The sequence below is a fragment of the Sideroxyarcus sp. TK5 genome, assembly GCF_054601595.1.
In genome coordinates this window covers 94,968-108,430 of record NZ_BAAHSJ010000001.1, presented here as the reverse complement: position 1 = coordinate 108,430, position 13,463 = coordinate 94,968, and the positions used below count along the sequence as shown (strand labels likewise).

The 13,463-nt window shown below is 63.4% G+C and carries 12 protein-coding genes; 4 read left to right on the top strand and 8 right to left on the bottom strand.

Going from position 1 to position 13,463, the window contains the following annotated elements; genetic code table 11:
- The first annotated feature begins 88 nt into the window (after nt 1-88).
- A complete protein-coding gene (locus tag ACYPYQ_RS00515) occupies nt 89-1,141 on the top strand; it encodes a glycosyltransferase family 9 protein (protein ID WP_459717745.1) in 1,053 nt (350 codons plus the stop codon).
- Nucleotides 1,138-2,412, top strand: coding sequence for a lipid IV(A) 3-deoxy-D-manno-octulosonic acid transferase (waaA, locus tag ACYPYQ_RS00510; protein ID WP_459717741.1), 1,275 nt, complete (start codon nt 1,138-1,140; stop codon nt 2,410-2,412). The genes ACYPYQ_RS00515 and waaA overlap by 4 nt, the downstream gene beginning before the upstream one ends.
- 59 nt (nt 2,413-2,471) lie before the next feature.
- On the opposite strand, the gene cysC is transcribed toward waaA, so the two are convergent.
- From cysC to rfbC, 3 genes are read right to left on the bottom strand one after another with little or no spacing between them, the layout of a single operon-like run.
- Nucleotides 2,472-3,092 carry an adenylyl-sulfate kinase gene (gene cysC / locus ACYPYQ_RS00505; RefSeq protein ID WP_459717738.1) on the bottom strand — a complete coding sequence of 207 codons (621 nt, stop codon included), beginning with the start codon at nt 3,090-3,092 and terminating at the stop codon, nt 2,472-2,474.
- 9 nt (nt 3,093-3,101) lie between these two features.
- Nucleotides 3,102-3,992 (bottom strand): dTDP-4-dehydrorhamnose reductase, encoded by an 891-nt coding sequence (gene rfbD, locus ACYPYQ_RS00500; protein WP_459717734.1) that lies wholly within the window; start codon nt 3,990-3,992, stop codon nt 3,102-3,104.
- Nucleotides 3,989-4,537 (bottom strand): dTDP-4-dehydrorhamnose 3,5-epimerase, encoded by a 549-nt coding sequence (gene rfbC, locus ACYPYQ_RS00495; protein WP_459717731.1) that lies wholly within the window; start codon nt 4,535-4,537, stop codon nt 3,989-3,991. The genes rfbD and rfbC overlap by 4 nt, the downstream gene beginning before the upstream one ends.
- Nucleotides 4,538-4,616: 79 nt before the next feature.
- Here rfbC and rfbB point away from each other — a divergent pair, with 79 nt between their 5' ends.
- Together rfbB and rfbA are read left to right on the top strand one after the other, a co-directional pair.
- Nucleotides 4,617-5,681, top strand: a complete 1,065-nt coding sequence (gene rfbB / locus ACYPYQ_RS00490; RefSeq protein ID WP_459717728.1) for a dTDP-glucose 4,6-dehydratase — start codon at nt 4,617-4,619, stop codon at nt 5,679-5,681.
- On the top strand, nt 5,681-6,553 hold the full coding sequence (gene rfbA / locus ACYPYQ_RS00485) for a glucose-1-phosphate thymidylyltransferase RfbA (RefSeq protein ID WP_459717725.1): 873 nt from the start codon (nt 5,681-5,683) through the stop codon (nt 6,551-6,553). Before rfbB ends, rfbA begins: the two co-directional genes overlap by 1 nt.
- 56 nt (nt 6,554-6,609) lie before the next feature.
- Here the strand turns inward: rfbA and ACYPYQ_RS00480 are convergent, their stop codons facing one another.
- From ACYPYQ_RS00480 to ACYPYQ_RS00460, 5 genes are all read right to left on the bottom strand, one after another.
- Nucleotides 6,610-7,908 (bottom strand): TolC family outer membrane protein, encoded by a 1,299-nt coding sequence (locus ACYPYQ_RS00480; protein ID WP_459717721.1) that lies wholly within the window; start codon nt 7,906-7,908, stop codon nt 6,610-6,612.
- 81 nt (nt 7,909-7,989) lie between these two features.
- Nucleotides 7,990-8,640 carry a protein-L-isoaspartate O-methyltransferase family protein gene (locus ACYPYQ_RS00475; RefSeq protein ID WP_459717718.1) on the bottom strand — a complete coding sequence of 217 codons (651 nt, stop codon included), beginning with the start codon at nt 8,638-8,640 and terminating at the stop codon, nt 7,990-7,992.
- 76 nt (nt 8,641-8,716) lie between these two features.
- Nucleotides 8,717-11,806: an efflux RND transporter permease subunit gene (locus ACYPYQ_RS00470; protein ID WP_459717715.1), complete on the bottom strand. Its 3,090-nt coding sequence runs from the start codon at nt 11,804-11,806 to the stop codon at nt 8,717-8,719.
- Between the two features lie 2 nt (nt 11,807-11,808).
- On the bottom strand, nt 11,809-12,741 hold the full coding sequence (locus ACYPYQ_RS00465) for an efflux RND transporter periplasmic adaptor subunit (RefSeq protein WP_459717712.1): 933 nt from the start codon (nt 12,739-12,741) through the stop codon (nt 11,809-11,811).
- Nucleotides 12,741-13,427, bottom strand: a complete 687-nt coding sequence (locus ACYPYQ_RS00460) for a TetR/AcrR family transcriptional regulator (RefSeq protein ID WP_459717707.1) — start codon at nt 13,425-13,427, stop codon at nt 12,741-12,743. The genes ACYPYQ_RS00465 and ACYPYQ_RS00460 overlap by 1 nt, the downstream gene beginning before the upstream one ends.
- Nucleotides 13,428-13,463: the final 36 nt, after the last annotated feature.

Sequence of the window (13,463 nt, the reverse complement as noted above, 5' to 3'; positions counted from 1 at the left end):
GGCATTACACAGGCCCGAACGAACCGTGTCAAGCCACGATGCGGGGGTTTTGGCTACAATATCGCCCTATTTCCTCCAATCTCAACAAGTGACCGCACCGCTCCCCACTTCGCCGCACATCGCCATCGTCCGCTTCTCCGCGCTGGGCGATGTGACGATGGCCGCCGCCGCCGTGGGCGCGCTGCGCCGCGCCCTGCCGGATGCGAAGCTGACCTGGGTCACCAGCCCGCTCGCCCATGCCCTGCTCGAAGGCATGGAAGGCGTGAATTTCCTGGTAATGGAGAAACCGCGCAGCCTGTCCGATTATCGCGCCTGCTACCGTCTGCTCCGCGCACAGCGTTTCGACGCGGTACTGGCGATGCAGGCCAACCTGCGCATCAACCTGCTCTACCCCGCATTGCGCGCCCCGCTCAAGATCGGCTTCGACCGCACCCGCGCGCGTGAAGGGCAATGGCTGTTCTGCAACCGCCGCATCCGCTTTGCGGACGAACATCTGGTCGACAGCTTCCTCGCCTTCGCCCGCGAACTGACCGGCGCACCGGCTAGCGCAGAATGGGAACTGCCGCTCTCCCACGCCGACCGCGCCTGGGCGCAGGAAAAGCTCGCCACGTTGCCGCGCCCGCTGATCGCCCTGCATCCGGTATCCAGCAAGATGGAGCGCAACTGGCTGACACCGCGCTATGCCAAGGTGATCGAACTGGCGGTCAAGTTCTTCGACTGCGGCATCGTCATCACCGGCGGCAACGCCCCCGACGAACGCACGATCTGCGAACGACTGGCCAAGGTCGCGCCGCGCCACACCCTGAACCTGTGCGGCCGCACCACTCCGAAACAACTAGCTGCCGTACTCGCCGAAGCGGACGTGCTGATCGCCCCTGACACCGCCGCCGTGCATCTCGCGCGCGCCGTGGACACGCCGGTGGTCGGCCTCTACGCCGTCGCCCCGGCACGCCTCACCGGCCCCTACCAGCGCACCGGGTATTGCATCGACAGCTATGCCGACGCGGCGCGTGAATTCCTCGGCAAAGACCCTGCGCACCTGCCCTGGAACACGCGGGTGCACCACCCCGGCGCGATGGCGCTGATCGAAGTCGAAGACGTGATGCAGCAACTGGCGCGTGCGCTGGGAGAGCGCGCATGAAACTCCTCGACAACCGCCTCGCCTACACCCTGCTGCTGTGGCTGCTGCTACCCTACGCGCTGCTGCATCTGCTGTGGCGCGCGCGCAGACAGCCGGAATACCTGCGCCACATCGGCGAGCGCTTCGGACGCTACAACGTGCGTAGCGACAAGCCGGTGATCTGGCTACACACCGTCTCGGTCGGCGAGACACGCGCCGCCGCCACGCTGGTGCGCGCCCTGCGCGAGCGTTACCCGCAGCACCAGCTCCTGCTCACCCACACGACCCCCACCGGCCGCGCTGCCAGCGAACAACTGTACGGCGACGACGTGCTGCGCGTGTACCTGCCCTATGACTACCCGTTCGCGGTGCGCCGCTTCCTGCGCCATTTCCGCCCGCAGGCGGGCGTGCTGCTGGAGACCGAGATCTGGTTCAACCTCATCCAGGGATGTCGCGACACGAAAGTGCCCCTGCTGTTGCTCAATGCGCGCCTGTCCGAACGCTCGGCACGCAAATACGCGCGCTTCGTGCAGCTCACCCGCGATGCCCTGCTATCGCTCAGCCACATCGCAGCGCAGACCGAAGCGGATGCGGCGCGGCTCAAGGCGCTGTGCGGAAAAGAAATCTCGGTGATGGGCAACCTCAAGTACGACATCGAACCGCCCGCCGCAATGCTTGAACTCGGTGCGCAGTTGCGCCATCGCTTCGGGGAAGAGCGCCTGATATTCTTGGCTGCCAGCACGCGCGAGGGGGAAGAGAGGCTTCTGCTCGATGCGCTGCGACACGCCGCCATCCCGGACCTGCTCACCGTCATCGTCCCGCGCCACCCGCAACGCTTCGACGAAGTCGCCCGCCTGATCGAACAGCACAATCTGCGCATGCAGCGCCGCAGCGACGACGAAACGATCGCCGCTCACACCCAAGTGGTGCTGGGCGACAGCATGGGCGAGATGTTCGCCTACTATGCCGCGAGCGACGTCGCCTTCATCGGAGGCAGCCTGTTACCGCTGGGCGGACAGAACCTGATCGAAGCTGCCGCCTGCGGCACGCCGGTACTCATCGGCCCGCACACCTTCAATTTCAACGACGCCACCGAACAGGCCATCGCCTGCGGTGCCGCGCTGCGTGTGCAGGATGCTGACGAACTAATACGGAAAGTGGGGGCGCTGTTACAGGATGATTCAGCGCTACGCCAGATGGGAGCGTGCGGCCTGCGATTCGCCAATGCCAATCGTGGCGCAACGGAACGAGCGACCGCAACGGTCACTCCTTTTCTAACTCACTCGAGATAGATTTTCTATTGGGCATGAGGATCATCGCCCCATCATCCCTTGATCTGATGATATCGCGTTCAATCTTTGACTATGCCGCGCTCGCGCAGCAAGCGCATAACCATCGATACCGATTCCTCGATACTCAGTACACTCGTCTCCACTGCCAATTCGGGGTTGTCCGGAGCTTCGTAGGGCGAGGAGATGCCGGTGAAGTCCTTGATCTCGCCGGCGCGCGCACGTTTGTACATCCCCTTCACATCGCGCTGTTCGCACACTTCCAGCGGAGAATTGCAATAGATTTCCAGGAAATCCCCGTGCGGCACCAGCGAACGCACGCGCTCGCGATCACTGCGGAATGGCGAGATGAAGGCGGTCAGTACGATCACACCGGTTTCAACGAACAGTTTGGACAACTCCCCGATACGGCGGATGTTCTCCACGCGATCCTCATTGGAAAATCCGAGGTCAGCGCACAGCCCGTGACGCACGTTGTCGCCATCCAGCACGATGGTGCGGCAACCCATGCAATGCAGCGCCTCTTCTACCGCGTGCGCGAGCGTGGATTTGCCGGCACCGGAAAGGCCGGTAAACCACAGGATCACACTGCGATGGCCGTTCATCGTTTCGCGCCGTTCGCGCGTCACGGTGGCGTGATGCCACACCACATTGGCCGATTTGTTCGGATTGTTGTCTGCCATGTTCTTCCCTTATGCGTTCCGCAATTCTTGCAGGCAGAGCCGCAAGTTGTCCTGCCAGTCGCCGCCGCTTAGGCCGAAAGTGTTCAGCAGTCTGTCGCAGGACAAGCGCGAGTTGGCCGGCCGCACGGCAGATGTGGGGTAGTCGCGCGTGGGGATGGGATGCAACGCCGGTTCCGGCCGCGCATTGGCCTGACACAAAATCTCCGCCGTGAAGCCATACCAGGAAACTGCGCCCTCCGAAGTGAGGTGATAGGTGCCGTAAAGCTTTTGCAGTTCGGACGGCGCGCGACCCGGCGCATGCAGTTGCGCAAGCATCTGCGCGGTGACTTCGCCCAGCGTGCGGCTCCAGGTGGGGGCACCGATCTGGTCGTCCACGATGCGCAGTTCGCTGCGCTCTTTCGCCAGCTTGAGAATTGTGAGCAGGAAGTTCTTGCCGCGTGCGCCATAGACCCAACTGGTGCGCAGGATGAGGTGGCGGCAGCCGGCGGCGCGCACCGCTTCCTCCCCGGCCAGTTTGGTCCTGCCGTAGACGCCGAGCGGGTTGGGCGCATCGTCTTCGACATAGGGGCCGTCCTTGCGCCCGTCGAACACGTAGTCGGTGGAGTAGTGCACCAGCAGGGCATCAAGGGCGCGCGTCTCTTCGGCGAACACGCCGGGGGCGATGCCGTTGATGGCCATCGCCAGCTCGGGCTCGGATTCTGCCTTGTCCACGGCGGTGTAGGCGGCGGGATTGACGATGATGTGCGGCTGCACTTCGCGCACCTTGCGGCGGATAGCTCGCGCGTCGGCGAGGTCGAGGTCTTCCGCGTCGAGTGCGACCACCCTGCCCAGCGGAGCGAGGGTGCGCTGCAGTTCCCAGCCGACCTGGCCGTTCATGCCGGTGAGCAGGATGGTCCTCATACGAAGGTCTCCGCTTCGGCCAAGCGTTTGCCCTGCTGGTCCTTGGCCGAAAGCTGCGGCACGATGCCGTCCAGCTGCCAGTCGATAGCCAGGTCGGGATCGTTCCAGATGATGCAGCGCTCGTGTTCGGGCGCCCAGTAGTCGGTGGTCTTGTAGAGGAAGTCGGCGCTGTCGGAGAGCACCACGAAGCCGTGGGCGAAGCCGGGTGGTATCCACAGCTGGCGGTTGTTCTCCTCGCTCAGCTCCACGCCGACCCACTTGCCGAAGGTCGCCGAGGCACGGCGCAGATCGACGGCGATGTCAAACACCCTGCCGCGCACCACGCGCACCAGTTTGCCCTGCGGCTGTTTGATCTGGTAATGCAGGCCGCGCAGCACGCCGCGCGCGGAACGCGAGTGGTTGTCCTGCACAAAGTCGGCATCGATGCCGGTGATCTCGCGGAACATGCGCCGGTTGAAGCTCTCGTAGAAGAAGCCGCGGCTGTCGCCGAACACTTTGGGCTCGATGATCAGCAGATTGGGGATTTCCGTCGGGATGGCTTTCATTGGGGGATGCTTTCGTACCTGGAACGCGGCGGATTATAGCCTGCCGGTCCGGCACCTTCGCTCGGATATAATCCTCCGCATGAAAACCATCCTAGTCACCGGCGGTGCCGGATTCATTGGCTCTGCCGTCATCCGGCAGTTCATCAACGATACCCCGCATCGCGTGGTCAACATCGACAAGCTGACCTATGCCGGCAATCTGCAATCGCTGGCCCCGGTCTCCACCTCCCCGCGCTACGCGTTCGAGAAAGTGGATATCTGCGACGCGGCCGAAGTGGCGCGCGTGTTCCGCGAGCACCAGCCGGATGCGGTGATGCACCTGGCGGCGGAGTCGCATGTGGACCGCTCGATCACCGGCCCGGCAGCATTCATCCAGACCAACATCGTCGGCACCTATACCCTGCTGGAAGCGGCGCGCCAGTACTGGAACGGGCTGGATGGCGACAAGAAGGCCGGCTTCCGCTTCCACCACATCTCGACCGACGAGGTGTATGGCAGCCTGGGCGATGACGGCTTCTTCACCGAGGAGACCGCCTATGAGCCGAACTCGCCCTATTCCGCGAGCAAGGCATCGAGCGACCATCTGGTGCGCGCCTGGCATCACACCTACGGCCTGCCGGTGGTGACCACCAACTGCTCGAACAACTACGGCCCCTATCACTTCCCCGAGAAGCTGATCCCCTTGATGATCCGCAATGCCTGCAACGGCAAGCCGCTGCCCATCTACGGCAAGGGCGACAACGTCCGCGACTGGCTGTATGTGGACGATCATGCACGCGCTCTGCGCACCGTGCTGGAACGCGGCCGGCTGGGCGAGACCTACAACATCGGCGGCTGGAACGAGAAGACCAACCTCGAGGTGGTGGATGCGATCTGCGCCATCCTCGACGAACTGCGTCCGCAGGGTGCACCGCATGCGCGCCTGAAGACCTATGTTCCCGACCGTCCCGGCCACGACAAGCGCTACGCCATCGACGCCGGCAAGATCGAACGCGAACTGGGCTGGAAACCGCTGGAGACTTTCGAGACCGGGCTGCGCAAGACGGTGGAATGGTATCTGGCGAACGACGACTGGGTGCGCGGCGTGACCAGCGGGGAATACCAGAACTGGGTCGAACAAAACTATACGAACAGGAGCCTCTGATGAAAGGCATCATCCTCGCCGGCGGTTCCGGCACCCGTCTCTATCCGGTGACCTTGCCCGTCTCCAAGCAGCTCTTGCCGATCTACGACAAGCCGATGATCTACCACCCGCTGACCACGCTGATGCTGGCAGGGATACGCGACATCCTGATTATCTCCACCCCGCAGGACACGCCGCGTTTCGAGCAGTTGCTGGGCGACGGTTCGCAGTGGGGAATCAATTTCTCTTATGCAGTGCAGCCTTCGCCGGACGGTCTGGCGCAGGCGTTCATCATCGGCGAGTCGTTCATCGGCAACGATGGCTGCTCGCTGGTGCTGGGCGACAACATCTTCTACGGCCACAAGTTCGAGGACCTGCTGACCGCCGCCGCCAACAAGACCGAAGGCGGCACCGTGTTCGCCTATCACGTGCAGGATCCCGAGCGTTACGGCGTGGTCGATTTCGATGCGCAGGGTCGCGCGCTCAGCATCGAGGAGAAGCCGGTCAAACCCAAGTCCAGCTATGCCGTGACCGGCCTGTATTTCTACGATAACGACGTGGTCGACATCGCCAAGTCGATCAAACCCTCGGCGCGCGGCGAACTGGAGATCACCACCGTGAACCAGATCTATCTGGAACGCGGCAAGCTGGACGTGCAGGTGATGGGGCGCGGCTATGCCTGGCTGGACACCGGCACACACGAATCGCTGCTGGAGGCGTCGATGTTCATCCAGACACTGGAAAAACGGCAGGGACTTAAGATCGCCTGTCCGGAAGAGATCGCCTTCCGCCGCAACTACATCTCGGCCTCGGCTCTGGAAGCGCTGGCCCAGCCGCTGGCCAAGAACGCATACGGCAAATATCTGCTCGGGCTGCTTAAGGATCGCAGCTAAAAACACAGGGCGGCGCATCGCTGCGCCGCCCTGCTGTCCCGCCTCACACTCCGCTATCAGTGCAACGCCTGGTTCACCCGCTCCAAATCGGCTTCCTGCAGACTCCCCGCCGCCGCTTTCAGGCGCAGCTGGCTGACCAGATAGTTGTATTGCGCCTGGTACAGGTCTCGACGTGTCGCGTACATCTGCTGTTGCGCATTGAGCACGTCGAGGCTGGTGCGCACGCCGACTTCCTGCCCCAGCTTGCTGGCCGCCAGCAGACTCTCGCTTGATTTCAGTGCCTGCTGCAGCGCCTGCACCTGGGCGATGCCGGTCGCCACGCCAAGATAGGCCTGACGCGTCTGCACAGCAACGCTGCGGCGAGCATTCTCCAGATCCTGCTTGGCCTTCTCGCGGTTGGCATCTGCCTCGCGCCACTTGGACTGCGTCGCCCCGCCCTGGAACAGCGGCAGGTTCAGTTGCAGACCGACCGAAGTGCTGCGCGTTTCTCCGCAAGTGGTGAAGGCGCAGCCGGTGCTCTTGGCATAGTTGCCCACCAGATCCAGCGTCGGCAGGTGGCCGCCGCGATTGCGCGATACTTCTTCGTCTGCCAGTTCGTAAGCCGCTTCGGCGATCTTGACCTGCACGTTGTTGACCATCGCATCCTCCACCCACTTCTGCGCGTCAGCCGGTTCCGGGGCGACCGGGTCGAATCCCGCACCCAGCACGTTCAGCGGCGGGAGATCCGCATTGATCAGTTGCTGCAGATCGCGGCGCTTTACTTCCAGGTCACTGGCGGCAGCAAGCTCCTGCGCCAGGATCAGGTCATAGCGGGCTTGTGCTTCGTAGGTATCGGTGATGGTGGCCGTACCCACTTCGAAGTTGCGTCTGGCCTGTTCCAGTTGCTGCGCTATGGCGGATTTCTGCGCGGCGATCAACTGCACCGTGTCCTGAGCGATCAGTACGTCGAAATAGGCTTGCGCGCTGCGCAGGATGACGTCCTGCTGCGCGGCTTTGAACTGCGCGTCGGAGATGGCGACCTGCAGTTCGGACTGGTTGTACATGGCCCAGTTCTGCTCGCGGAACAGCGGCTGCGTGACCGTCACGCCATAGCCGTGGCTGTTGTATTTGTTGGCACCGTAGGGTGCGTTCACATCGTTGTATGCGGTATTGGCATTCAGATTGACGCTGGGCATCAGCAGCGCACGACCCTGGCTCATTTTTTCCTGCCCGGCCTGCTGCGCCGCGCGCGCCGCCGCGAACACTGCGTCCTGCGTCTGGGCGGCGCGGTAGATGTCTATCAGATCGGCCGCCGAAGCCGGCGCGGCAAACACTGTGGCCAGCATCGCGCTCAATAGGGTTCTGGACGGTTTCATGAGGCACTCCATTAGAATATTAGAAATGGCTAATATTAAACGCTTACCCCAAGTGAGGCAAGCGTGTGTAGCGATCGGACTTCAGAATACGAAACGTTGCGGCTGTGTCGCGTTGCGCAGCGGTGCCACGACCGTCTCAAACAGTTGTTTTGTTTCGAAGGAATCGGCACCGGTGCGTGTGATGAGTTGCGCTCGCATCGCCGGTGCATCACCGACGATGGCGAACAAACGTCCGCCGACCTTCAGTTGCTGCTTGTAGGCTTCCGGCAGCACCGGCACTGATCCGGTCAGCATGATCGCATCATATTCAGCCTCGCCCCATCCCTGTGCGGCATCGCCCACCTGCAGCGTGACATTGTCGATGTTGTGCGTCGCCAGATTGCGCGCGGCGGCAGCGCTCAGTTCCGGCTCGATCTCCACGCTGGTCACCTGCGCGGACAGGCGCGCCAGCAGGGCGGTCAGGTGACCGCTGCCGGTGCCGATCTCCAGTACGTTGTCGGTCGGTCGCAGCGCCAGCGCCTGCACCGCGCGCGCCTCGATCTTGGGTTGCCACATGCTTGCGCCGTGTCCCAGCGCGATCTCGGTATCGGCAAAAGCCAACCCTTTGCTGTCCGCCGGTACGAACTGTTCGCGGCGCACCACCTTCAGCAGTTCCAGGACGCGGGGATCGAGCACATCCCACGGGCGGATCTGTTGCTCGATCATGTTGAAGCGTGCTTGTTCCAGATTCATTACTCTCTCTCCTTGTCCATTATCGCCGTCCGATGGGCCATATCGCGCGGGAGTATAACAACACCCCCAGGCACCCTCAACCTGCCTTTGCCTCGCTTGCGGTTGCCGGATACCTACGCAGCCTGTTCACCATCCTGAGCATCCACTGGATGGCGTCGTCCACATAGGTGAACACCACCGGGATCACCAGCAGGCTGAGGAAGGTGGAGGTGATCAGGCCGCCGATCACCACGATCGCCATCGGCGAGCGGAAGCTGGGATCGACGCCGATACCCAGTGCCACCGGCATCATGCCTGCGCCCATCGCCAGCGTGGTCATCACGATGGGGCGCGCGCGCTTCTTGCAGGCGTCGAGCAGCGCCTCCGCCCGGTTCATGCCGCGTTTGCGGCGCGACACGATGGCGTATTCCACCAGCAGGATGGAGTTCTTGGTGGCGATACCCATCAGCATGATCAGACCGATCATGGACGGCATGGACAGCGCGGTATGCGTGATGAACAGCGCAAGGAACGCGCCCGGCACCGACAGCACCAGCGCCGCCAGGATGGTGGTCGGCTGCATGAAGTCCTTGAACAGCAGCACCAACACGATGTAGATGCACAGCACGCCGGTCAGCATAGCCAGGCTGAAGCTCTGGAACAGTTCGCCCATCGCCTCCGCGTCGCCCACCGTCGCCACGCTCACCCCCTGTGGAAGGTCCTTCAGGCTGGGCAAGGCCAGCGCTCGGGCCTCCACCTCGCCCAACGGCTGCTGGTTGAGCTCGATCTCGAAGTTGATGTTGCGCATGCGGTCATAGCGGTCGATCTCGGACGGCCCGCTCTCTATGCTCAAGTCGGCCACATTGCCCAGCATCACCGGTCCGCGCGCACCCGGCACCACCAGACGTGACAGCAGATCGATATCCTGCCGCGCATCTGGACGCAGCTTCACCACCACCGGGATCTGTCGGTCCGACAGATTGAGCTTGGCCAGCGACTGGTCGTAATCTCCCGCCGTAGCGATGCGCAGGGTGTCCGCGATGGCCGCCGTGGTAACTCCGAGGTCGGCGGCGCGCGCGAAGTCAGGCCTCACCACCAGCTCCGGACGCACCAGGCTGGAAGTCGAGGTGACGTTGCCGATGCCGGGGATGGTGCGCAACTCGCGCATCACCTTCTGCGCATGCTCGCCCAATACCTGGCCGTTCTCGCCGGCCAGCACCAGGATGTATTTGTCGTTGGAGCCGCCCAGGCCGACTTTGACGCGCACGCCCGGCAGCACCTGCAAGGCCTCGCGCAGCTGGCTCTCGATGTCCTGTTTTTTGATCTCGCGCTGCTGGCGCGGCGTGAAATTGAGGGTCAGCACTGCCTTGCGCACATCGGCCGCTCCCTGTGGCGCGAACGGGTCGCCACCCGCGCTGCCGCCGCCGATGGCGGTATATATCAGCTTCACGTGCGGGTTCTGCGCCACGATCTCGCGCGTGCGTTCCGCCATACGGTAAGTCTGATCGAAAGTGCTGCCAGGCGGCAGGGTGATGGTCACCTGCGACTGCGACAGGTCGTCCGGCGGGATGAATCCGGTCGGCAGCAGCGGCACCAGCGCGAACGATCCGAAGAAGAACACCGCTGCACCGACCAGAGTCAGTACACGGTGCCTGAGACAGAACGCGGCCCACTTGAGGTATAGCGTGATCCAGCCGGGCAGCGCGTGCGACACGCGCGGCCGCAGGATGTAGGCCGACATCATCGGTGTCAGCATACGCGCCACCACCAGCGAGAAGAACACCGCGATAGCCGCAGTCCAGCCGAACTGCACGAAGAATTTGCCCGGCACGCCGCTCATGAACGCGGTCGGCAGAAACACCGCGATCAGCGTGAAAGTGGTGGCGATCACCGCCAGCCCGATCTCATCCGCCGCCTCCATCGCCGCCTCGTAGGGCGTCTTGCCCATCTCGAGATGGCGCATGATGTTCTCGATCTCGACGATGGCATCGTCCACCAGCACGCCGACCACTAGCGACAGCGACAGCAATGTCACCACGTTGATGGAGAAACCCATGAAATACATGACGGCGAAGGTCGGGATCACCGCCAGCGGCAAGGCGGTCGCCGCGACCACGGTGGCGCGCACGTTGCGCAAAAAGGCCAGTACCACCAGCACCGCCAGCGCCGCGCCCTCGTACAGCAGGTTCATCGATCCGACGTAGTTCTCTTCTACCGGGTCGACGAAGTTGAACGCTTCCGTGATCTCGATATCAGGATGGTCGGCGCGCAGTTTGTCCAGCACCCTGACCACCCCCTCAGCCACCTCGACCTCGCCGTAGCCGCGCGAGCGGCTGATCTCGAAGCCCACCACATCGCGTCCGTCGAGCAGGGCCGCGCTGCGCCGCTCGGCGATGGTGTCGCTGACCGTCGCCACCTGGTCCAACCGGATATGCCGTCCGTCCGCCAGCACCACTTCGATCTTCGCCATCTCTTCCGCAGTCTGGACCGTGGCGATGGTGCGTACAGATTGTTCCATGCCGCCGATGTCAGAGCGGCCACCGGACGCTTCCTGCTGGATCAGGCGCAACTGCTGCGACACTTCGGAGGCTGTCGCATCCAGCGCCAGCAATTTTGCAGGGTCGAGCTCCACGCTGACCTGTCGCGTCACACCACCCACACGCGCCACTGCGCCCACACCGCGTACTGACAACAGTGACTTGGTCACCGCATTGTCCACGAACCACGACAACTGCTCTTCACTCATGCTGGGCGAAGATATGGTGTACGTCAGGATCGGCAACCCAGCCAGCTCCACCTTGGCCACCGTCGGGTCACGCAGGTCGCGCGGCAGGTCGGCGCGCACTCGCGTCACAGCAGCACGCACATCGTCTACCGCTTCCTGCGTGCCTTTTTCAAGGCGGAATTCGGCTGTGATGATCACCGTGCCGTCCTGTACCTTGGTGTACAGATGTTTCAGCCCCTGCGTGTTGGCGAGCGAGTTCTCCAGCTTGCGCGCCACCTCGGTCTCCATCTGCGCCGGCGAAGCACCGGGCAAGGAGGCCGTCACGGTCACCGTCGGCAGGTCGATGTCGGGGAACTGCTGGATCTTCATGGCCTTGAAGCCCATGATCCCCATCAGCGTGAGCATGATGAAGGCGAGGATCGCTGGCGTCGGATTGCGTATAGACCAAGATGAGACGTTCATGCTTATTCCTTCACCACGCGCACCAGATCACCTTCGGTCAGGAACGCTCCGCCGCTTTCCACCACCGGTACATTGGCCTGCAAGCCTTTACTGATCTCGATACGCGCTTCCTTGCGCTGGCCGATCTCGACCGCGCGCTCGTGCACGCGACCTTCCGCATCGACCTCGAGCACATGACTCTGGCTGCCGCGTTGCAGCACGGCACTGGCCGGCAGCCAGCGTACCTTGCGCGCGCCGCTTACATCGAATGTGCCGCGCGCGAAGGCGCCTGCTATCACGCCGTTGCTGTCGTCCAGCGACACCAGCGCATAGCCGTAGCGCGTATTCGGATCGACCGACGGCGAGATGGCGCGCACGTTACCGCTCAGGGTGCGCCCGCCGACCAGCATCACGCGCGCCTTCATACCGCGACGCAAGCGCATCAGCTCATCCGCCGTCAGTTCCGCGCGCCATTCCAGACGTCCCTTGCGGATCAGACGGAACAGTTCTGAACCGGCCTGCGGCATGGAACCCACATTGGCACTGGCGGATGAGATCACCCCGTCGTCCGGTGCGAGGATCTTTCCCTGAGGGGATCCGTCGTCATCGCGCAGGATCGCGTTATCCAGCGTCGCCAATACTTCGCCGCGACGCACACGGTCACCGATGCTGACCTTGACCTCGGCGATGCGCACGCCTTGCAGTTGCGAACCGATGATGGCTTCCTGCCAGGGCAGGATGCTGCCGTTGGCGGACAGGGTCTCGGCCCACTTGTCTTCGCGCAACACCGCCGTGCGCACCGTCAGGGCCGGGCGACCGGTCGCCGCTGCAGCCGGCGTCGCGCCGTCTTCCGCCGCGCTGTGGCCGCCGAACCAGAGGATCCCGCCGCCGATGAGCAGCGCCGAACCCGCCAGTTTGGCGAGCTGCGCCTTGTTGTCGAGGAGTCGTGTCTTCATCATATGTTTTCCTTTGCTTGACCCTTGCGTCTTGTTCGTTCGCCTTCGATGAGCGCCTGCGCGTATCCCGCCAGCCGTTGCACCATGCTCTCGTGCGCCGCCGCGCCATTCAGCAACTGCGGCGCGTAGGCTTCGACCATGCGCCGTCCGCTCTGGTGATAGACCATCGCCAGACCGAGCAGGCTGAACGCCAGACGCTGCACCTCGTCGTCTGGCGCCGCCAATCCCAGTTCGCGGCACAGTAGCGCCACCAGCTTGTCATGGTTGGGGGCCACCGCCTGCACCATGAAATCGCCCAGCACCCCGCTGGGATCGCTCTCCTCGCGCGCATGCAGACGCATGAACTGGCGCAGCATGGGATCGTCCTCCGCCTCGGGCGGGAACATCCAGCCGTACAGCGCATGCAGCGCATCGCGCAGCGGGGTACTCGCCACGTCGATGGTGGCGAAGGTGTTGCATTCGGTCAGGAAGGGCAGCTGGAAGACCGCCTGGTAGAGCGAGGCCTTGTCACCGAAGTGGTAATGGATGGAGGCGAGGTTGACCTCGGCACGGCGCGCGATCTCTCGCGTGGTGGCGGCGCGGTAGCCGACCTCGGCGAACACTTCGGAAGCGGCCTGCAACAGGCGCCAGCGTGTCTCCTCCTGCGAACTGGGCTCATGCCCCAACAGGCGCTGGGCCATGTTCATCAGGGGACAGCTTGGCTTCTTGGCTGGGCTCACCGG

What these genes read in the sequence shown, in the direction of transcription:
- waaA (WP_459717741.1), top strand. Translation starts at nt 1,138, where the DNA reads ATGAAACTCCTCGACAACCGCCTCGCCTACACCCTGCTGCTGTGGCTG.
- cysC (WP_459717738.1), bottom strand. Translation starts at nt 3,092, where the DNA reads ATGGCAGACAACAATCCGAACAAATCGGCCAATGTGGTGTGGCATCAC.
- rfbD (WP_459717734.1), bottom strand. Translation starts at nt 3,992, where the DNA reads ATGAGGACCATCCTGCTCACCGGCATGAACGGCCAGGTCGGCTGGGAA.
- rfbC (WP_459717731.1), bottom strand. Translation starts at nt 4,537, where the DNA reads ATGAAAGCCATCCCGACGGAAATCCCCAATCTGCTGATCATCGAGCCC.
- rfbB (WP_459717728.1), top strand. Translation starts at nt 4,617, where the DNA reads ATGAAAACCATCCTAGTCACCGGCGGTGCCGGATTCATTGGCTCTGCC.
- rfbA (WP_459717725.1), top strand. Translation starts at nt 5,681, where the DNA reads ATGAAAGGCATCATCCTCGCCGGCGGTTCCGGCACCCGTCTCTATCCG.
- ACYPYQ_RS00480 (WP_459717721.1), bottom strand. Translation starts at nt 7,908, where the DNA reads ATGAAACCGTCCAGAACCCTATTGAGCGCGATGCTGGCCACAGTGTTT.
- ACYPYQ_RS00475 (WP_459717718.1), bottom strand. Translation starts at nt 8,640, where the DNA reads ATGAATCTGGAACAAGCACGCTTCAACATGATCGAGCAACAGATCCGC.
- ACYPYQ_RS00470 (WP_459717715.1), bottom strand. Translation starts at nt 11,806, where the DNA reads ATGAACGTCTCATCTTGGTCTATACGCAATCCGACGCCAGCGATCCTC.
- ACYPYQ_RS00465 (WP_459717712.1), bottom strand. Translation starts at nt 12,741, where the DNA reads ATGAAGACACGACTCCTCGACAACAAGGCGCAGCTCGCCAAACTGGCG.
- ACYPYQ_RS00460 (WP_459717707.1), bottom strand. Translation starts at nt 13,427, where the DNA reads ATGAACATGGCCCAGCGCCTGTTGGGGCATGAGCCCAGTTCGCAGGAG.